Genomic DNA, 19,667 nt, shown 5'->3' on the forward strand with positions numbered 1-19,667 from the left:
TCTGGTCGTCGGCGCCGACGAGGGCGCGTACGACGACGGCGATCACGATGAGCAGCAGGGGCAGCGCGCCGAGGATGAGGGCCCGGCGGCGGCCGAGCAGCGCCCGGTAGGTGAGCCGGGCGACTGTGGGGTCGTACATTTTCGGCCTCCTACGCGGCGACGAGATACGAGAACACGGATTCGAGGGACTCGTCGGACGGCGAGACCGTGAGCAGCCGGATGCCGTGGTCCTTGGCGACTCGGGGCAGCAGGGCGGTGAAGCGGCCGAAGTCGACGGCCTGGATGCGCAGGGCGCCCTCGGCGAGGTCGACTTCGATGCCGGAGGTGGACGGGTCGGCGATCAGCGCGGCGGCGAGGGCCCGGTCGTCGCTGGAGCGTACGAGGTAGCGGTGCGGGCGGTCGGTCATCAGACGGCGGATGCGGCGGAAGTCGCCGCTGGCCGCGTGCCGTCCGGCGACGACGACCTCGATGTGGGCCGCCAACTGCTCGACCTCTTCGAGGATGTGCGAGGAGAACAGGACCGTGCGGCCCTCGGCGCCCATGCGGCGCAGCAGGTCCATGAGCTGCATGCGCTGGCGCGGGTCCATGCCGTTGAAGGGCTCGTCGAGCAGGAGCAGCGACGGTTCGTGGACGAGCGCGCTGGCCATCTTGACGCGCTGGCGCATGCCCTTGGAGTACGTCGAGATCTTGCGGTCCTGCGCGTACTCCATCTCGACCGTGGCGAGCGCCCGCTGGGCCGCCTTGGCGCCGAGGCCGTGGAGTTCGGCGTTGGCGACCACGAATTCCTTGCCGGTGAGGAAGTCGTACATCGCCTCGCGCTCGGGGACGATGCCGATGTGCTTGTAGATCTGCTCGTTGCGCCACACGGGCTGCCCGTCGAGGGTGACGGTGCCGGTGGAGGGGGCGAGGAAGCCGCCCATCATGTTGATGAGGGTGGACTTTCCGGCGCCGTTGGGGCCGAGGAGGCCGGTGACGCCGGGGCCGATCGTCATGGTGATGTCGTTGACCGCCACCACGTTGCCGAACCAGCGCGAGACGTGGTCGATGTTGAGCGTGGTCACAGTCCGACCTTTCGGTAGCGGCGCATCAGGAGGCCGTAGCAGCCGGCGATCAGACCGAGGACGGCGAGGAGGAAGAGCACGCCTTCGCCGGTGCCTGGTCCTGCCCCTCCGGGGTAGGAGGAGGTCGCGCCCAGGAAGGCCGTCTGCACCCCGTCGATGAGGGTGATGGGCGAGAAGAGGCCGATCCACGGGACGGCGCCCGTGGTGCCCTGCGCGTCGGCGATGGCCTGGAGCGTGGACACCGCCCCGTAGGAGATGGTGAGTACGGCGATGACGGCCGCGATGCCGAAGCCGCGGCGCGGGGTGACCGCCGAGATGACGAGGCCGATACCGGCGAAGAGCAGCGAGAGCAGTGCCACGGATACGAGTCCCTGGAGGAATCCCTTGGTCTGGTCGGTGAAGTCGAGCTTGGCCAGCAGGGCGCCCACGTAGAGCACGACCAGCGGGACCGCGGTGATGATGAACAGGGCGGAGGTCATTGCCGCGTACTTCGCCCGGACGTAGTCGGCGGTCTCGATCGGCCGCGAGAAGTACAGGGGTACGGTCTTGAAGCGCAGGTCCCGGGAGACCGCCTGGGGTGCCTGCGAGGCGACGTACAGGCCGATGAGCCCCTGCATGATGATCGCGTAGTTGGTGTACTCGACGGGCAGCTTGTGTGCCTTGGTGGCGACCGTGACCGCCACCATGATGAGCGCCGGGGCGCACATCACCGCGAAGAGCAGCATCGGCAGCACCTTGGACTTGGCCGAGCGGCCGAGGCCGTAGGCGCCGCGCAGGGACTGCGAGTAGAGCGAGCGGCGGGCGTACGCCCGGCCCAGGCGCTGGCCGTCGTACGAGCGGTAGCCGATGTTGTGGATGCGGGACTGGGCGCCCGTCTGTGCCGGGGTCTGCTCAACCGCCATGGCCGACCGCCTCCTTTCCCGCACTGTGGTGAGCGGTGCTCTGTTGTTCGTCGCTGTCGGTGAAGACCTCTGAGATGTGGTGTCTGCGCTGTTCCATGCGCACCAGGCCGAGGCCGAGGCCGGCGACGGTGTCCCGTACGAGGTCGTAGGTGTCCTCGCTCTCGGCGGTGAGCAGCAGGATGTGTCCGGCGCCGGGCAGGCCGCTGCCGTCGTGGGTGTCCACCCCGCGCGCGTGGAGCGCGTCGCGCATCGCGGCGGTGCCGTCCGGGTGTTCGTCGGTGTCGGTGACCTCGATGGCGAGGATGGCCGTGGACTGGGTGAAGTCGGTGGTGGAGCTGGACCGCAGGAGCTTGCCGCCGTCGACGACCACCACGTGGTCGCAGGTCCGCTCCAGTTCGCCGAGCAGGTGCGAGGTGACCAGGACCGAGATGCCGAAGTCGGTGTGGATCCGGCGGATCAGCCCGAGCATCTCGTCGCGGCCGACCGGGTCGAGGCCGTTGGTCGGCTCGTCGAGGAAGACCAGCTGCGGGTCGTGGACCAGGGCCTGGGCCAGCTTCACGCGCTGCTTCATGCCGGTCGAGTAGCCGCCGATGGGGCGGTAGCGCTCCTCGTACAGGCCGACATGGCGCAGGGTGTCCGCGGTGCGCTCGCGTGCGGCGGCCGGCGGGAGCCCGGACATGCGTGCCATGTGCACGACGAACTCGGTGGCCGAGACGTCGGGCGGCAGGCAGTCGTGCTCCGGCATGTAGCCGACGCGCTCACGGATGGCGGCGCCCTCGGTGGCGACGTCGAGTCCGAGCACGGCGGCCCGGCCCTCCGTGGCGGGAGACAGACCCAGCAGGATCTTGATCAGGGTGGACTTGCCGGCGCCATTGGCGCCGACGAGTCCGGTCACACCGGGTCCGATGTCCATGGAGAGCCGGTCGAGCGCGGTCACCCGGGGGAACCGCTTGCTCAGGCTTTCGGTCGCGATCACAGTCACATCCACGACGGTAGTGGCGCACACCACACCGGTCGTCAACCCGAAGAGCTGTCTCGGCATCCACCTTCAGTCGTACGGGCCCGTAGGGGTCCCCCCTCAGGTCGAACAGTCGAACAACCGAGTACGGGCGGTTGTCCACAGACAGGCGTTCGACTGTTGACGCGTGCTCTAACGGGTGTCAGATTCGCGGGGGTGAGATTACGGGCACGTAGCGGGGTCGACGGGACGCGTGAGCGCCGGGTGGAGGCGGAGGACGAGTGACTCTCGACGGGGTGCGTGAGCGCCGGGTGCGGACGGGCGGGATCGAGCTGTGCGTCACCGAGTCGGGGGACCCCGCGGACCCCACGGTGATCCTCGTGCACGGCTATCCGGACACCAAGGAGGTGTGGTCGCAGGTCGCCGCGCGGCTCGCCGGCCGCTTCCACGTCGTGCTGTACGACGTACGGGGCCACGGCGGCTCGACGGCTCCGCGTCCGCTGCGCGGCGGCTTCACCCTGGAGAAGCTGACGGACGACTTCATGGCGGTCGCCGACGCGGTGAGCCCGGACCGGCCGGTGCATCTGGTGGGGCACGACTGGGGCTCGGTGCAGTCGTGGGAGTTCGTCACCGTCGCGCGCACCGAGGGCCGGATCGCGTCGTTCACGTCGATGTCCGGGCCGTCCCTCGATCACCTGGGCCACTGGGCGAAGGAGCGCCTGAAGCGGCCCACCCCGCGCGCGGTGGCCCAACTCCTGGGCCAGGGCCGCAGATCCTGGTACGTGTACGCGCTGCACACGCCCGTGCTGCCCGAGCTCGCCTGGCGCGGCCCGCTCGGCAGACGCTGGCCGAAGATGCTGGCCCGCCTCGAACAGGTCTCCGGAGGGGGTTACCCGACCGCCTCCCTGCCCTCGGACGCGGCCAACGGCGCCTGGCTGTACCGGGACAACGTACGGTCGCGGCTGCGCGGGCCGCGTACGGACGCGCACGCGCACGCGCCCGTGCAGCTCATCACGCCCCTGGGGGACGTGTTCCTCTCCGAGCGGCTGTACGACGGACTGGAGCGGTGGGCGCCCCTGCTGGTGCTGCGCACGCTCGACGCGAAGCACTGGATCCCGCGCACCCGTCCCGATCAAGTGGCCGCCTGGATCGGGGAGTTCGTGACCGCCAACGAGGCCGGGCGGCTCCCGGTGACGGCAACGGGCGCGTACGCGCGGCGTTTCGGCGGGCGGCTCGTCCTGGTCACCGGGGCGGGCAGCGGCATCGGACGGGCGACGGCGCTCGCGTTCGCGGGGGCGGGCGCCCGTGTGGTGGCCGTCGACCGGGACGCCGAAAGCGCCGCCCGTACCGCCGAGTCGGCCCGGCTCGCCGGAGCCCCCGAGGCCTGGGCGGAGCAGGCCGACGTCTCGGACGAGCGGGCGATGGAGAAGCTCGCCGGGAAGGTCGCCGCCGAGTACGGCGTTGTGGACGTGCTGGTGAACAACGCGGGGATCGGGCTCTCCGGGTCGTTCTTCGACACGACCGCCGAGGACTGGAAGGAGGTCCTGGACGTCAACTTGTGGGGCGTGATCCACGGTTGCCGGCTCTTCGGGAGGCAGATGGCCGACCGAGGACATGGCGGTCACATCGTGAACGTCGCGTCGGCCGCCGCGTACCAGCCCTCCAAGGCGCTGCCCGCGTACAGCACTTCGAAGGCCGCGGTGCTGATGCTCAGCGAGTGTCTGCGCGCCGAGCTGGCGGACCAGGGCATCGGCGTCTCGGCGATCTGCCCCGGGTTCATCAACACGAACATCACAACGACCGCGCGCTTCACGGGAGTCGACGCCGAGGAACAGGCCCACAGGCGGAAGCGGGCGGCACGTCTGTACGGGCTGCGCAACTACCCGCCGGAGAAGGTGGCTTCGGCGATCCTGCGCGCGGTGGTGCGCAACGAGGCGGTCGCACCGGTGACGCCGGAGGCCCGGGTCCTGCGTCTCATGTCCCGTTTCGCACCGGGGGCGTTGAGGGCGCTGGCACGGCTGGACCCGCCCACTGCCCCCAAGGACAAGAAACAGGAGTAAATCAACACAAGTTGGGCAAGGCCCGCAAAACATAAGGCCCGTTGTCCACAGTTTCTCCAATTCCCCTGTGGATAACTGCACTTGGCTGTGGATCAAACCTCCGAACCAAAATCAAATGCGTGATCACGGTCTCGCCCGGCACGCTTACGGGATGACCGAGAAAGAGACCGCTAGCGAGATGGACGACAGACGCACCGTGAAGGTGTCGAAGTACCTGTCCAAGCATCTGCGTCACCAGCCGGGGAGGATCGGGCTCGCGCTCGACGAGGCCGGCTGGGTCGAGATCGACATCCTGATCGCGGCTGCCACGGCCCACGGCTTCCGGTTCACCCGCGACGAACTGGACCACGTGGTCGCCGCCAACGACAAGAAGCGCTTCGCGGTCGACGGGACCCGGATCCGCGCCAGCCAGGGCCACAGCGTCGAGGTCGACCTCGGGCTGCCCCCGGCGACCCCGCCGCCCTACCTCTACCACGGCACGGTGGACCGCTTCCTGGACGCGATCCGCGCCGAGGGCCTGCGGCCCATGAACCGGCACGCCGTACACCTCTCGGCCGACCGTGAGACCGCGACCCGGGTCGGCGCCCGCCGAGGCCGCCCCGTCGTACTCTCCGTGGACTCGGCCGCCATGCACCGCGACGGCCACGTCTTCCACGTCAGCGAGAACGGCGTATGGCTCACGGAGGCGGTGCCGCCGAGCTATCTGCGGTTCTCGGGCCCGCACTGACACGGGTCCCGGGTGACCGTCCGCCGCCACTCGAGGAGCGCTCGGCGATGTTTCACGTGAAACATGAACGGGACCTAGGCTCTGGACCATGAGTCTGCACCTGAGCACCGTGATCCTTCCGTACCGCCGTTGGCACGAGGGCGGCCGTTCGACCTGGCAGCGCGCGGAGCAGCTCGGGTTCCACACCGCGTTCACGTACGACCACCTGTCCTGGCGGACCTTCCGGGACGGCCCATGGTTCGGGGCCGTGCCCACGCTCACCGCCGCCGCCGCTGTCACCGACCGGCTGCGTCTGGGCACCCTCGTCACCTCGCCGAACTTCCGGCACCCGGTGACGCTGGCCAAGGAGCTGATCTCCCTCGACGACGTGTCGAACGGACGGTTCACCCTGGGGATCGGCGCGGGCGGCACCGGCTTCGACGCCACCGCGCTGGGCCAGGAGCCGTGGACACCCCGGGAGCGCGCCAACCGGTTCGGCGAGTTCGTCGCGCTCCTCGACAGGCTGCTGACCGAGGACGGCAAGGACGGCGTCTCGTACCAGGGCGACCATTACTCGGCCCACGAGGTGCGCAACATCCCGGGCTGTGTGCAGCGCCCCCGGCTGCCCTTCGCGGTGGCCGCCACCGGCCCGCGCGGGCTGCAGCTCGCGGCGCGGTACGGGCAGGCGTGGGTGACGACCGGCGACCCCCGGCTGTACGAGAACGGCACGCCCGAACAGTCGGTCCAGGCCCTGCGCGAGCAGAACGAGAAGCTGGCCGACGCCTGCGCCGAGATCGGCCGGGACGCGGACGGTATCGACAGGATCCTGCTCACCGGGTTCACCCCGGACCGGGGGCGTCCCCTGGAGTCAGTGGACGCGTTCGTCGACTTCGCGGGCAGGCACCAGGAGCTGGGCTTCACCGAGATCGTGATCCACTGGCCCATCCCCGACTCCGACTTCGCGGCCGACGAGCGGATCTTCGAGCACATCGCCCTGGAGGTCCCGGCGCAACTGCGCTGACCCGGGACCGGTCGGGGTGACCACTCATCTGGGCGGACCGCCGCCCGGCCGTGCGCGCCCATACGCGAGAATGGCCGGGTGACCTCAGCGACCCGAGAGCCCGAGACCCCCGCCGCCGCCCTTCCCGTCCGGCTCATCGCCACCGACCTCGACGGCACGCTGCTTCGCGACGACAAGTCGGTGTCCCCGCGTACGGTCGCCGCCCTGGCCGCCGCCGAGGCCGCGGGCGTCGAGGTCTTCTTCGTCACGGGCCGCCCGGCCCGCTGGATGGACGTCGTCAGCGAGCACGTCCACGGTCACGGGCTGGCGATCTGCGGCAACGGCGCCGCCGTGGTCGACCTGCACGGCGGCCCCGGCGCCCACCGCTTCGTGAAGGTGCGGGAGCTGGCCAGGGAGAACGCGCTGGACGCCGTACGGCTGCTGCGCGAGGCCGCGCCGGGGACGGTGTACGCCGTGGAGCAGACGTACGGCTTCCACCAGGAACCGGAGTACCCGAAGCTGCACATGGAGGTGCCGGACAATCTGGCGCCCGCCGAGAAGCTGCTGGCCCCGGGCGGGCCGAGCGACGGTGAGCCCGTGCTCAAGATCCTCGCCTTCCACCACACGATGGACCCCGACGCGTTCCTCACCACCGCCCGGCTCGCGATCGGCGACCGGGCCACGGTGACCCGCTCCAGCCCCAGCGCCCTGTTGGAGATCAGCGGCCCCGAGGTCTCCAAGGCGAGCACCCTGGCCCTGTGCTGCGCCGAGCGGGGCATCTCGGCCGAGGAGGTCGTCGCCTTCGGGGACATGCCGAACGACGTCGAGATGCTCACCTGGGCGGGCCGGTCGTACGCGATGGGCAACGCGCACCCGGATGTCCTCGCGGCGGCCTCCGGGCACACGGCGCCCAACAACGAGGACGGGGTGGCCGTCGTGATCGAGCGGCTGCTCGCGGAACGCCGCTGAGGAAGCCGGCGCTGGGGAAGCCGGCGCTGAGGAAGTCGGCGGTGGCCAGGCCGCCGCTGGGGACCGCGCTCACAACTGCACCCCGCGTGCCGTCAGCCACGCGGCCGGGTCCACCCCCGATCCCAGTTCCGGTGTGACGCGTACCTCGAAGTGCAGGTGCGGGCCGGTCGAGTTGCCGGTCGTGCCGGTCTGGCCGATCCACTGGCCCGGAGTAACCCGCTGCCCCTGGTCGACGGTGACGGCGGCGAGGTGCGCGTACTGCGTGTAGTAGCCCCCGGGGTGCTCGACCACGATCTCGATGCCGAAGGCGCCCCCGCAGGACACCGACACCACCGTGCCCGCGCCGACCGCCCGCACCGGGGTGCCGATCGGTACCGCGAAGTCCTGCCCGGTGTGGCCGTTCGCCCACCGGTCGCCGCCGCTGCCGAAACTCGCGGAGAGCTCGTACGTCTCCACGGGCGTGACGTACTCCGGCATGGTTCCGGGGTCCGGCTGGTCGAGCCGGACGGCGCCCCGGCAGGAGCCCGCCGCCACCGAGGCGTCGGCCCGGCCCTGGAGCGTCCAGCGGGCCTCTTCGAGCTTCGCCTCGATCGTCCGCTTCAGCTCGGCGATCTCACTGTTGCGCCGCTCCAGCCTCTGCCACTGCGCCGCCGCCCTCGCCTCGTCCGCGGCGAGCCGGGCCTCCGCGCGCCGGCTCTTGTCGATCGCGTTGTTGACGGCGAGATCGGCCTGCCACACGGCCCGCTGACCGCGCATCAGCTCCTCGGGGTTGTCCGCGAGCAGCATCTGCGCGGTGAGCGGGAGGCCTCCTCCGGTGCGGTACTGGCCGCGCGCGATCCGGCCCAGGTCCTCGTGCAGGACGGCGATGTCGCGCCGTTCACGGGTGAGGAGTTCCTCGTACTTCCGGGCCCTGGCGCCCTCCGCCTCGGACTCCCGCCGTCCGGCCTCATACCGCCGGGTCACCGCGGCGGCATCCGCGTACAGCCGGGTGACCTCGGTGCTGAGGCCCGAGTCCGTGGCGGAGTCCGGGCCGGCGTCCGTGTCCTCGCCCGAGGCGGGCGTGGGCCGGGCGACCAGGACCACGAGCGCGCACAGCAATGCAGGAACGAGCAGCGGATGACGGCGACGTGAGCCCATGTCAGCGATCGTGTACCGCAAACCGGACCGGTCGCCTGTTCAAGTCGTACGCCCGGGGGACCCCTTGCCACGAACGGCTCAGCAACGCGGTTCGTGACAGGCTCAGTACGGCGCCAGCCACACCACCGTCGTACCGCCGCCGTCCGGGCCGTTGCCGGGTCCGTGCCCGCTGTCGCCGCCGAGCGACTCGGCACGCCGCTTCAGGTTCCTGAGGCCGCTGCGCCGACCGCCCTCGGGGATGCCGACACCGTCGTCGGCGACGGTCAGCCGTACGCCCGCGCGGCCGTCCGGCAGGGTGACGTCCGCGTCGACCACGACATCGATCCGGGACGCCCCGGCATGCCGGAAGGCGTTGGACAGCCCCTCGCGGAGGGCGGCGACGAGGTTCTTGCCGGTCAGCTCGCCGACGGCGGTGTCGACCGGGCCGGCCAACCGGAGCGAGGGCTGGAAACCGAGGGCCACGGCGGCCATGTGGATCTCCCGCCGCACCCGTGTGGACAACTCGGACGGGACCTCGCCCGGGTCGTCCTGGAGCGCGAAGATCGCGGTGCGGATCTCCTGGATGGTGATGTCGAGTTCGTCGACGGCCCTGCCGACGCCGTCCCGTACCTCGGGCGCGACCGGTCCGCGCCGGGCGCTCTCCAGCATCATCCCGGTGGCGAACAGCCGTTGGATGACGAGATCGTGCAGGTCGCGGGCGATCCGGTCGCGGTCCTCGTACACCGCGAGCCGTTCCCGGTCGCGCTGGGCCTCGGCCATCATCAGCGCGAGCGCGGCCTGCGCGGCGAACTGGACGGCGAGCGCGCGCTCCGCCTCGGTGAACGGGCGCTCTCCGCGTGCGCGGGGCATGGCGAGGCTGCCGACGACACGGCCGTCGCTCTCCAGGGGGAGCAGCATGGTGGGCCCGTAGTCGCGGGTGAGGCCGAGGCCGAGGAGCAGCCGGGGGTCGGTGGCCGCGTCCGCGACGAACACGGGCTCGCCGTCGAGGAGTTCGGCGACCAGTTCGCTCTCCGGCGGGACGATCACGCCGAGCGCGTCGGCGGGGCCTTCCGCGTCCACGGCGACGATCTCCAGGCCGCCCTCGGCGGCGGGCAGCAGCACGATCCCGGCCGCCGCCCCGGAGAGCCGGCGGGCCTGTTCGGCGACGATCCGGAGGGAGTCGCCGATGTCGCCGCCGGAGAGCAGCGCGGTGGTCACGGCCACGGATCCGTCGATCCAGCGCTCGCGCTGCCGGGCGGCCTCATAGAGGCGGGCGTTGCCGAGGGCGATGCCGGCCTCGATGGCCAGCACACGGACCAAGGTCAGATCGTGCTCGGTGTAGGCCCCGCCGCCGCGCTTGTCACCGAGGTACAGGTTCCCGAAGACCTCGCCGTGCACGCGGATCGGCTCGACCCACCGGACGGTCTCCTCGTCGGCGCCGTGGTGGACGAGGTCGGCGATGCCGGTGCCGTCCTCGCCGAGTACCCCGACGGCCGCGTGCCGGGCGTCCACCAGGGCGGTCGCCGTCGCGCAGATCCGCTCCAGCGTGGCACGCGGCCCGAGCCCGCTCCCGGCGGCCCGCATGGCCTCCAGCAACTGCGGCAGGCACGGCTCGGGGCGAAGCGGTAGGTCCGGCATCCCACGAGCCTAATTAGTACTCTTTGTCACCGAAAGTCGAAGTCGCCGCCGAAGATCGAGGTGCCTGACAGTCGAGGTCCCTGGCAGTCGAGAACGGTCTCAGCCCGCCGCCACCGTCGCCAGTCGCTCGGACTCCGTCTCCCGCGCCGCCATCGCCCGCAGCGGCCCTTCGGCGGCGAGCAGCTCCGCGTACGTCCCCCGCTGCACGACCTGGCCCCCGTCCAGCACGATCACCTCGTCCACCGCGTCAAGACCGGCCAGCCGATGCGTGATGAGCAGTGTCGTACGCCCCTCGGTGGCGGCCAGCAGATCGGCGGTGAGCGCGTCGGCGGTCGGCAGGTCGAGGTGTTCGGCGGGTTCGTCGAGCACGAGCACCGGGAAGTCCGCGAGCAGTGCCCGGGCGAGCGCCAGCCGTTGCCGCTGCCCGCCGGACAGCCGCGCCCCGTGCTCGCCGACCAGCGTGTCGAGTCCCTCGGGCAGTGACTCGGCCCAGTCCAGCAGCCGCGCCCGCGCGAGGGCTCCCCGCAGGTCGTCCTCGGTCGCGCCCTTCCTCGCCAGCAGCAGGTTCTCGCGCACGGAGCTGTCGAAGAGGTGCGCGTCCTGGGCGCACAGCCCGACCAGCCGCCGTACGTCGTCGCCGTCCAGCGCGTACGCGTCCACACCGCCCAGCGTGTACGAGCCGGCGTCCGCGTCCAGGAACCGCAGGAGCACCTGGGCGAGGGTGGTCTTGCCGGCCCCGGACGGTCCGACGACGGCGATCCGGCGCCCTTCGTCGAGGGTGAGGTCGAGCCGGGCGAGCGCGTTCCGGTCCTGTCCCGCGTGGCGGGCGGTCAGCTCCCTGACGACGACCGGGAACGGCGACAGCGGCGCGGGGAGCGGCTGTTCGGGTTCGCGTACGGGCTCGGGCGCGTCCAGGACCTCGTACACGCGCTCCGCGCTCCTGCGCACCCGCTGCCGGTACCGCACGGCGAGCGGCAGTCCGAGGACGGCCTCGAAGGCGGCCAGGGGAGTGAGGACGACCACGGCCGTCAGCACCCCGTCGAGCCGCCCGTCGGCGACCCCTTGGACGGCCACCACGGCGGTGGCAGCGACCGTCAGTCCGGACAGCAGCGCGGTGAGTCCGTCGCCGAGCGCGGTGGCGGTGGCGGCGCGTGAGGCGATCCGGGTGAGCGTGGAGCCGGCCCGCCGTACCTGGTCGACACGTCGGTTCAGGGCGCCCGCGACCGTCGACTCGGCGGTTCCGGTGAGCAGGTCGGTCACATGCGTGGCGAGTGCCCCCCGGGCCGGGGCGAGTCGGCGTTCCGCGCGCCGTGCCACGGCACTGGTCACGAGGGGGACGCCGACGCCGGCCGTGAGGAGCCCGGCGGCGAGTACGGCACCGGCCTCCGGCAGCAGCCAGGCCGTGAACCCGACCGAGGCGGCGGAGACGACGAGGGCGGCTCCGGCGGGCAGCAGCCAGCGCAGCCAGTAGTCCTGGAGGGCGTCCACATCGGCGACGAGCCGCGACAGCAGGTCACCGCGCCGGGTCGTCCGCAGTCCGGCGGGCGCCAGCCGTTCCAGGCGCCGGTAGACGGCCACCCGGGTGTCGGCCAGCATCCGCAGCACCGCGTCGTGCGACACCAGCCGCTCGGCGTAGCGGAAGACGGCCCGCCCGATCCCGAAGGCCCGCGTGGCCGTCACGGCGACCATCAGATACAGCACGGGCGGCTGCTGCGAGGCCCGCGAGATGAGCCACCCCGAGGTCGCCATGAGCCCGACGGCACTGCCCAGCGCGAGACCACCGAGCAGCAGCGCGAGTACGAGCCGCCCGCGCCTGGCCCCGGACATGGCCCGCACCCGAGCGAGCACACCGACTCCCCCGGGGGGAGCGCCCGGCACGACTTCCTCGTCGTCGAGCACGGGGACCTGTGCACCCCGTTTCCCGCCCCCGAGGAGCCCATCACCGCCGGGGGAGTCTCCGGCCTGTCCGGCACCAGGCAGGTGAGCGGGGCGGGCGGCCTCCTCCAGCCGCACCACCCGGTCCGCCACCGCCAGCAGCGCCGGCCGGTGCACGACCAGCAGAACCGTCCGTCCGACGGCAAGGCGCCGTACGGCGGCCACGACCTCCGCCTCGGTCTCCCCGTCGAGCGCGGCCGTCGGCTCGTCGAGCAGCAGCACAGGCCGGTCCGCGAGGAACGCCCTGGCCAGCGCGAGCCGCTGCCGCTGGCCCGCGGAGAGCCCGGCGCCGTCCTCACCGAGCGCCGTGCGGACGCCCTCGGGCAGCGCGTCCACGAACTCCAGCGCACCGGCGTCGGCCAGTGCCCTCCGTACGGCGGTGTCGTCGGCGTCGGGCCGGGCCAGCCGTACGTTCTCGGCGATCGACCCGGCGAACAGATGGGGCCGCTGCGGCACCCAGGCCACCCGTGAACGCCACTGCTCCAGATCGAGCCCGGCGAGGTCGGCGCCCCCGACCGACACCCGCCCTTCCATCGGCCGTACGAACCCGAGCAGCGCGTGCAGCAGCGTCGACTTGCCCGCGCCGCTCGGCCCGACGAGCGCGACCGTCTCACCGGCCCCGACGGCGAAGGACACATCGGTCACCGCGTCCACCGAGCGCCCGGGATACCGGACCGTCACGCCCTCGAAGGCGATCCCGCCCTCCGGAACCTCCCCGGTCCCGGATTCCGGCTCGGGCGTCTCCAGCACGGCGAAGATCTCCTCTGCCGCGGCCAGCCCCTCGGCCGCCGCGTGGAACTGGGCGCCCACCTGCCGCAACGGCAGATACGCCTCGGGCGCCAGGATGAGGATGACCAGCCCGATGTAGAGGTCCATCTCGCCGCGCACGAGCCGCATACCGATGGTCACCGCGACCAGCGCCACGGACAGCGTCGCCAGCAGCTCCAGCGCGAAGGACGAGATGAAGGCGATACGCAGGGTCCGCATCGTCGCCTGCCGGTACTCACCGGTGATCCGCCGGATCGACTCGGCCTGGGCCTTGGCCCGGCCGAACACCTTCAGCGTCGGCAGCCCGGCCACCACATCCAGGAAGTGGCCCGACAGCCGGGACAGCAGGCGCCACTGACGGTCCATGTGGGAGTGCGTGGCCCAGCCGATCAGGACCATGAACACCGGAATGAGCGGCAGGGTGCCGACGATGATCGCGGCCGACACCCAGTCCTCGGTGACGATCCGCGCCAGTACGGCCACCGGCACCACCACCGCGAGCCCCAGCTGCGGCAGATAGCGGGAGAAGTAGTCGTCGAGCGCGTCGACCCCCCGCGTGGCGAGGGCAACCAGCGACCCGGTCCGCTGCCCGCCGAGCCATCCGGGGCCGAGGGCGACGGCCCGCTCCAGCAGCCGCCCGCGCAGCTCCGACTTCACCGCCGCGCTCGTCCGGTGGGCGGCCAGCTCGGTGAGCCAGGAGACCACCGCCCGGCCACCGGCGACGGCCACCAACAGCAGCAGGGGGGTACGGAGATCAGTGACCGACCGGCCGTGCTGGAACGCGCCGACCACCACCTCGGCGATGAGCATGGCCTGCGCGATGACCAGCCCCGCGCCGACGGCACCGAGGCCGACGACGACCAGCAGGAAGCGGCGCGTGGCACCGGCGTACCGAAGGAGCCGGGGATCGATTGGTTTCACGTGAAACATGCCCTTCGGTCCCGGGTGGTGGGTTCGCGATGTTTCACGTGAAACATCGCGAACCCACCACCCACAGACAGAGATGACGCAGACGACGACCGCTCAGTGCGCGGCTTCGGCGAGGTGCTGCGTGCCGATCCGCTTGCGGAACACCCAGTAGGTCCAGCCCTGGTAGAGCAGGACCAGGGGCGTGGCGATCCCGGCACACCACGTCATGATCCTCAGCGTGTACGGGCTCGACGAGGCGTTGGTGACCGTGAGGTTCCAGGCCGGGTTGAGCGAGGACGGCATGACGTTCGGGAAGAGCGTCAGGAACAGCATCGCGACGGCGGCCACGATGGTGACCCCGGAGAACGCGAACGCCCAGCCCTCGCGCCCCTTCCGTGCCGCACCCAGCGCGGCGACGAGGGCGAGCACGGCCACGACCGCTGCGGCCAGTGAGCTGCCGTCGCCCTTGTCGGCCTGGGTCCAGCCCAGGAACACGAGCGCGACGACCGCGGTCACCAGTCCGACGCGAACGGCCAGTTTCCGTGCCCGTTCCCGGATGTCGCCGACGGTCTTGAGACCGACGAACACCGTGCCGTGGAAGGTGAACAGCGACAGGGTGACCAGACCGCCGAGCAGGGCGTACGGGTTGAGCAGATCGGCGAGATCGCCCACGTAGTTGAAGTCAGCGTTGATCTTCACCCCGCGCACGATGTTGGCGAAGGCCACGCCCCACATGAACGCGGGCAGCAGCGAGGTCCAGAAGATCGCGGTCTCCCAGTTGCGCTGCCAGTTCTCCTCGGGCCGCTTCACGCGGTACTCGAAGGCGACGCCCCGCACGATCAGACAGACCAGGATCAGCAGCAGCGGCAGATAGAAGCCGGAGAAGAGGGTGGCGTACCACTCGGGGAAGGCGGCGAAGGTGGCACCGCCCGCCGTGAGCAGCCACACCTCGTTGCCGTCCCAGACGGGCCCGATGGTGTTGATGAGGACCCGCTTCTCCGCCCGGTCGCGGGCGAGGAGCTTGGTGAGGACGCCGACCCCGAAGTCGAAGCCCTCCAGGAAGAAGTAGCCGATCCACAGGACGGCGATGAGAACGAACCAGACGTCGTGAAGTTGCATGGCGATTCAGCTCCCTGGGCCTAGTAGGAGAAGGCCATCGGCTTGTCGGCGTCCTGTGGGTCGCCGCCGATCCTCGTGGGCGGGTTGAGGTCGGCCTCGGTCAGTTCGGGCGGGCCGGCCTTGACGTACTTCACGAGGAGCTTGACCTCGATGACGGCGAGAATCGCGTAGAGCGCGGTGAAGACGATCATCGAGGTGATGACCTCGCCCTGCGAGACCCCGGGGGAGACGGCGTCCCGGGTCTGGAAGATGCCGTACACGACCCAGGGCTGACGGCCCATCTCGGTGAAGATCCAGCCCCAGGAGTTGGCGATCAGCGGGAAGCCCAGGGTGAGGATCGCGACGCGCCAGTACCACTTGGTGAGCGTCGGACCGAGCGCCTTCCCCGGCAGCAGCGAGAGGTGGGGCACCTCGTCGTCGCCGACCCGCAGATGCTGCGGCAGCATGAACTTCTTGCGGGTCAGCCAGAGTCCGGCGAGCCCGATCGCGAAGGACGTCATGCCGAAGCCGATCATCCAGCGGAAGCCCCAGTAGGCGACCGGGATGTTGGGCCGGTAGTCGCCGGGCCCGAACTTCTTCTGCTCGGCCTTGTTGACGTCGTTGATGCCGGGGACGTGCGAGCTGAAGTCGTCGTTGGCGAGGAAGGACAGCAGACCGGGGATCTCGATGGCGACCTTGTTGTGGCCGGCGTCGACATCGCCGTAGGCGAAGACGGAGAAGGGCGCGGGCGCCTCGCCGTCCCAGAGGGCCTCGGCGGCGGCCATCTTCATCGGCTGCTGCTTGAACATGACCTTGCCGAGGAGGTCACCGCTGACCGCCGTGAGCATGCCGCCGATGACGACGGTGACCAGGCCGAGCCGCAGCGAGGTCTTCATCACCTCGATGTGCTTCTTCCGCGATAGATGGAAGGCGGCGATGCCGACCATGAAGGCGCCACCCGTGAGGAAGGCCGCGGAGAGGGTGTGGAAGACCTGGGTCAGTGCGGTGTTCTGGGTCAGGACCAGCCAGAAGTCGGTCAGTTCGGCGCGCCCCTTCTGCCCGTTGATCCGGTAGCCGACGGGGTGCTGCATCCAGGAGTTGGCCGCGAGGATGAAGTACGCCGACAGGATCGTGCCGATCGAGACCATCCAGATACAGGCCAGGTGGATCCGCTTCGGCAGTTTGTCCCAGCCGAAGATCCACAACCCGATGAAGGTGGACTCGAAGAAGAAGGCGATCAGCGCCTCGAAGGCGAGCGGGGCGCCGAAGACATCCCCGACGAAGCGCGAGTAGTCGGACCAGTTCATGCCGAACTGGAACTCCTGCACGATGCCGGTGACGACACCCATCGCGATGTTGATCAGGAAGAGCTTGCCCCAGAACTTGGTGGCCCTGAGGTACTTCTCCTTCTCCGTGCGCACCCAGGCCGTTTGCAGTCCGGCGGTGAGCGCGGCGAGGGAGATCGTCAGCGGGACGAACAGGAAGTGGTAGACGGTGGTGATGCCGAACTGCCATCGCGCCAGAGTCTCGGGCGCCAAAGCGATGTCCACGTCTTCTCCTTACGTGCCGTGGTCATTGCGGCAGTCTGTCCCGGTTGCCATCCACACGAGAGGAACAAACGGGACACGCTTGTGAACGCGTTCACATTCACAAGCAATTATGGCGCATACCCGTTCGAAGCTGGAGAGGCGGGGGGTCCCTGAACGAGACCTGACCGGCCCTTGACAGAAAAGGGCCGGTCAGACATGGCGGACAGCCCATGAACGGGACACTGGAGTCCGCGCCCGGGGCCAGGGACTAGAGCTCCTTGCGGAACACCTCCGCCGCCTTCAGGAAGACGTCGTTCGCCTCGGCCTCCCCGATCGTGACCCGAACCCCCTCGCCCGGGAACGGCCGGACGACCACCCCGGCCCGCTCGCACACCGCCGCGAAGTCCACCGTGCGCTCCCCCAGCCGCAGCCACACGAAGTTCGCCTGGGTCTCGGGCACCGTCCAGCCCTGGCCGCGCAGCCCGTCGACCACCCGCGCGCGCTCGGACACCAGCGAACCGACCCGGCCGAGCAGCGCGTCCTCGGCCCGCAGCGAGGCCACGGCGGCGTCCTGGGCGAGCTGGCTCACCCCGAAGGGCACCGCGGTCTTGCGCAGCGCCGCCGCCACCGGCTCGTGCGCGATCGCGAACCCGACCCGCAGCCCGGCGAGGCCGTACGCCTTGGAGAAGGTGCGCAGCACACAGACGTTCGGCCGGTCGCGGTAGAGCACGACCCCGTCCGGCACCTCGATGTCGCGGACGAACTCCTTGTACGCCTCGTCGAGCACCACCAGCACATCACCGGGCACCCGGTCCAGGAACCGCTCCAGCTCCGCCTGGCGTACGACCGTCCCGGTCGGGTTGTTCGGGTTGCAGACGAAGATCAGCCGGGTCCGGTCGGTGATCGCGTCAGCCATCGCGTCAAGGTCGTGCACGTCCCCGGGGGTCAGCGGGACCTTCACCGACGTGGCGCCGCTGATCTGCGTGATGATCGGATAGGCCTCGAAGGACCGCCAGGCGTAGATCACCTCGTCGCCGGGCCCGCTGGTGGCCTGGATGAGCTGCTGTGCGACGCCGACCGAGCCGGTGCCGGTGGCGACATGCGAGACCGGCACGGCGAAACGTTCTGCCAGCTCGCTCATGAGCTCCGTGCAGGCCATGTCCGGGTACCGGTTGAAGGCACCCGCCGCCGCCGTCACGCTCTCCAGCACGCCCGGCAGCGGCGGGTACGGGTTCTCGTTCGAGGACAGCTTGAAGGCCACCGGACCACCTGCCGCAGCCGGCCTGCCCGGCTTGTAGGTGGGGATACCCTCCAGCTCGGCGCGCAGCTTGGGGCTCGTCTCGCTCACCGCAGTCCTCCTCGTGACCACCACCGGCTCAGCACGGCCACTCGCTGCCGGATACCGGGTACCAATGCTCCTCACCTTATGAGGATTCGGCGCCGGCGCGTATGGGGCGATCAGGTCCGCCGGTTCGATCGGGTCGGTCGGGCGGGGATCGGGCGACAACGCGGGCATGCGGCCGGCTCCGTGTGCCCGCGCCGTCTGCCACACCGTCGACCCCATGAGCATCAGGGGTATCACCGTACAAAGTTGCACTAATTGGGGGGCGCGTAGCGCGACTTGGCGCGCGCTGGTGGCTCACGCCGTGGCGCGCATCCCTCGTAGAGGTGAGTTGAGACCTCTTCGAAACATCGGCCACTTGGCAGGCCTATGTGCGCCGACGAGTCACGTAGGGCGATAATATCGTTCAACTGACTTCTATTCAAAGGCAGTTGATGACTTTTGACCATGCAGAAACGTGCCTGTCAACGACTGCATATGCGTCCGCACTACCCCACCGCATGAGCCCTACTATCGGCTCGCCATGACAGCAGCAGGGAAGCACCAGGTGAGCCGCGCGGAGACAACCCGACGAGCCAGCCGGCCGGGCCGGGCCGGCATCAGAGACGTGGCCGCCGCCGCCGGCGTCTCGATCACGACCGTCTCCGATGCCCTCAACGGAAAGGGCCGGCTCCCGGACGCCACCCGGCGCCATGTCCGCGAGGTCGCGGACCGGCTGGGCTACCGCCCGTCGGCCGCGGCCCGGACCCTTCGTACCGGCAAGTCCGGACTGATCGGTCTGACCGTGACGACATACGGGGATGAACCTTTCACCTTCACCGAGTTCGCGTACTTCGCGGAGATGGCGAGGGCCGCCACCTCGGCCGCGCTCGCCCGGGGCTACGCCCTGGTCATCCTCCCCGCGACCTCGCGCCACGACGTGTGGTCGAACGTCGCCCTCGACGGCACCGTCGTGATCGACCCGTCCGACCACGACCCGGTGGTCACCGAACTCGTCAGGCAGGGACTGCCCGTCGTCTCCGACGGCCGCCCGGCCGGCTCGCTCCCGGTCACCGCGTGGGTCGACAACGACCACGAGGCGGCCGTCCTGGGCATCCTCGACCACCTGGCCGACGCCGGCGCCCGCCGTATCGGCCTCCTGACGGGGACCTCCACCGACACCTACACCCACCTCTCGACCACGGCGTACCTGCACTGGTGCGAGCGGGTCGGCCAGGACCCGGTGTACGAGTCCTACCCGGCCCACGACCCGTGCGCGGGCGCCGTGGCCGCCGACAGGCTGCTGGCCCGCCCGGACCGCCCTGACGCCGTCTACGGCCTCTTCGACCCCAACGGCACCGACCTGCTGGCCGCGGCCCGCCGCTACGGCCTGCGCGTCCCGGACGACCTTCTGCTGGTCTGCTGCAGCGAGTCCACGGTGTACGCCACCACGGAGCCGCCGATCACCACGCTCTCCCTGAAGCCGCGCCGCATCGGCACGGCGGTGGTCCAGCTCCTGATCGACGCCATCGAGAACCTCGACTCGGACCTGCCGGTCGAACAGGTGATACCGACCGAACTGATCGTGCGGACGTCCTCGCAGCGCCGTCCGCCGCGTACGACGGTCAGTCCGCCGCGATCGCCCGAGGAAGGGTGATCCGGGGGCGGTGGTGAGGGCGGGGGAACTGGGCTTGTGC

Annotated in this window: 14 protein-coding genes and 1 pseudogene; 5 read left to right on the plus strand and 10 right to left on the minus strand. The window is 70.7% G+C overall.

From position 1 onward, the window contains the following. From AOK08_RS45640 to AOK08_RS10015, 4 genes and pseudogenes are all read right to left on the minus strand, one after another. A pseudogene (locus AOK08_RS45640) lies at positions 1-139 on the minus strand (ABC transporter permease); the annotation flags it as partial. A gap of 10 nt (positions 140-149) precedes the next feature. Further along, the gene (locus AOK08_RS10005; protein ID WP_055525128.1) at positions 150-1,061 is read right to left on the minus strand and encodes an ABC transporter ATP-binding protein; all 912 of its coding nucleotides are present in this window, start codon (positions 1,059-1,061) and stop codon (positions 150-152) included. Next, a complete protein-coding gene (locus AOK08_RS10010) occupies positions 1,058-1,963 on the minus strand; it encodes an ABC transporter permease subunit (RefSeq protein WP_055525129.1) in 906 nt (301 codons plus the stop codon). The genes AOK08_RS10005 and AOK08_RS10010 overlap by 4 nt, the downstream gene beginning before the upstream one ends. Further along, on the minus strand, positions 1,953-2,939 hold the full coding sequence (locus AOK08_RS10015; protein ID WP_055525139.1) for an ABC transporter ATP-binding protein: 987 nt from the start codon (positions 2,937-2,939) through the stop codon (positions 1,953-1,955). Before AOK08_RS10015 ends, AOK08_RS10010 begins: the two co-directional genes overlap by 11 nt. Positions 2,940-3,202: 263 nt before the next feature. Here AOK08_RS10015 and AOK08_RS10020 point away from each other — a divergent pair, with 263 nt between their 5' ends. The 4 genes from AOK08_RS10020 (at position 3,203) to AOK08_RS10035 (ending at position 7,656) form a co-directional block, all read left to right on the plus strand. Next, positions 3,203-4,981 carry an SDR family oxidoreductase gene (locus tag AOK08_RS10020; RefSeq protein ID WP_055525130.1) on the plus strand — a complete coding sequence of 593 codons (1,779 nt, stop codon included), beginning with the start codon at positions 3,203-3,205 and terminating at the stop codon, positions 4,979-4,981. Between the two features lie 178 nt (positions 4,982-5,159). Beyond that, positions 5,160-5,708, plus strand: coding sequence for an RNA 2'-phosphotransferase (locus AOK08_RS10025; RefSeq protein ID WP_055525131.1), 549 nt, complete (start codon positions 5,160-5,162; stop codon positions 5,706-5,708). A gap of 88 nt (positions 5,709-5,796) precedes the next feature. Continuing rightward, positions 5,797-6,708, plus strand: coding sequence for an LLM class flavin-dependent oxidoreductase (locus tag AOK08_RS10030; protein WP_055525132.1), 912 nt, complete (start codon positions 5,797-5,799; stop codon positions 6,706-6,708). A 78-nt stretch (positions 6,709-6,786) separates the two neighbouring features. After that, positions 6,787-7,656: a Cof-type HAD-IIB family hydrolase gene (locus AOK08_RS10035; RefSeq protein WP_055525133.1), complete on the plus strand. Its 870-nt coding sequence runs from the start codon at positions 6,787-6,789 to the stop codon at positions 7,654-7,656. A gap of 69 nt (positions 7,657-7,725) precedes the next feature. Here the strand turns inward: AOK08_RS10035 and AOK08_RS10040 are convergent, their stop codons facing one another. From AOK08_RS10040 to hisC, 6 genes are all read right to left on the minus strand, one after another. Continuing rightward, positions 7,726-8,793: a peptidoglycan DD-metalloendopeptidase family protein gene (locus AOK08_RS10040; protein ID WP_055525134.1), complete on the minus strand. Its 1,068-nt coding sequence runs from the start codon at positions 8,791-8,793 to the stop codon at positions 7,726-7,728. A gap of 102 nt (positions 8,794-8,895) precedes the next feature. Further along, on the minus strand, positions 8,896-10,410 hold the full coding sequence (locus tag AOK08_RS10045; RefSeq protein WP_079053950.1) for a GAF domain-containing protein: 1,515 nt from the start codon (positions 10,408-10,410) through the stop codon (positions 8,896-8,898). 99 nt (positions 10,411-10,509) lie between these two features. Beyond that, positions 10,510-14,034 (minus strand): thiol reductant ABC exporter subunit CydD, encoded by a 3,525-nt coding sequence (cydD, locus tag AOK08_RS10050; protein WP_055525141.1) that lies wholly within the window; start codon positions 14,032-14,034, stop codon positions 10,510-10,512. 102 nt (positions 14,035-14,136) lie between these two features. Continuing rightward, the gene (gene cydB / locus AOK08_RS10055; protein WP_055525135.1) at positions 14,137-15,141 is read right to left on the minus strand and encodes a cytochrome d ubiquinol oxidase subunit II; all 1,005 of its coding nucleotides are present in this window, start codon (positions 15,139-15,141) and stop codon (positions 14,137-14,139) included. 20 nt (positions 15,142-15,161) lie between these two features. Further along, complete coding sequence (locus AOK08_RS10060; protein ID WP_055525136.1) at positions 15,162-16,670, minus strand: cytochrome ubiquinol oxidase subunit I; 1,509 nt, start codon at positions 16,668-16,670, stop codon at positions 15,162-15,164. Positions 16,671-16,917: 247 nt separating this feature from the next. Beyond that, the gene (gene hisC / locus AOK08_RS10065; protein ID WP_055525137.1) at positions 16,918-17,997 is read right to left on the minus strand and encodes a histidinol-phosphate transaminase; all 1,080 of its coding nucleotides are present in this window, start codon (positions 17,995-17,997) and stop codon (positions 16,918-16,920) included. A 517-nt stretch (positions 17,998-18,514) separates the two neighbouring features. Between hisC and AOK08_RS10070 the strand changes: the two genes are divergently transcribed. Further along, positions 18,515-19,627, plus strand: a complete 1,113-nt coding sequence (locus AOK08_RS10070) for a LacI family DNA-binding transcriptional regulator (protein WP_079053951.1) — start codon at positions 18,515-18,517, stop codon at positions 19,625-19,627. The last annotated feature ends 40 nt before the right edge of the window (positions 19,628-19,667 follow it).

Origin of the sequence: Streptomyces graminilatus (assembly GCF_001418565.1) — a bacterium.
In the GTDB taxonomy this organism is placed as follows: Bacteria; Actinomycetota; Actinomycetes; order Streptomycetales; family Streptomycetaceae; genus Streptomyces; species Streptomyces graminilatus.

What these genes read in the sequence shown, in the direction of transcription:
- AOK08_RS10010 (WP_055525129.1), bottom strand. Translation starts at nt 1,963, where the DNA reads ATGGCGGTTGAGCAGACCCCGGCACAGACGGGCGCCCAGTCCCGCATC.
- AOK08_RS10025 (WP_055525131.1), top strand. Translation starts at nt 5,160, where the DNA reads ATGGACGACAGACGCACCGTGAAGGTGTCGAAGTACCTGTCCAAGCAT.
- AOK08_RS10070 (WP_079053951.1), top strand. Translation starts at nt 18,515, where the DNA reads ATGACAGCAGCAGGGAAGCACCAGGTGAGCCGCGCGGAGACAACCCGA.
- AOK08_RS10040 (WP_055525134.1), bottom strand. Translation starts at nt 8,793, where the DNA reads ATGGGCTCACGTCGCCGTCATCCGCTGCTCGTTCCTGCATTGCTGTGC.
- cydB (WP_055525135.1), bottom strand. Translation starts at nt 15,141, where the DNA reads ATGCAACTTCACGACGTCTGGTTCGTTCTCATCGCCGTCCTGTGGATC.
- AOK08_RS10030 (WP_055525132.1), top strand. Translation starts at nt 5,797, where the DNA reads ATGAGTCTGCACCTGAGCACCGTGATCCTTCCGTACCGCCGTTGGCAC.
- AOK08_RS10045 (WP_079053950.1), bottom strand. Translation starts at nt 10,410, where the DNA reads ATGCCGGACCTACCGCTTCGCCCCGAGCCGTGCCTGCCGCAGTTGCTG.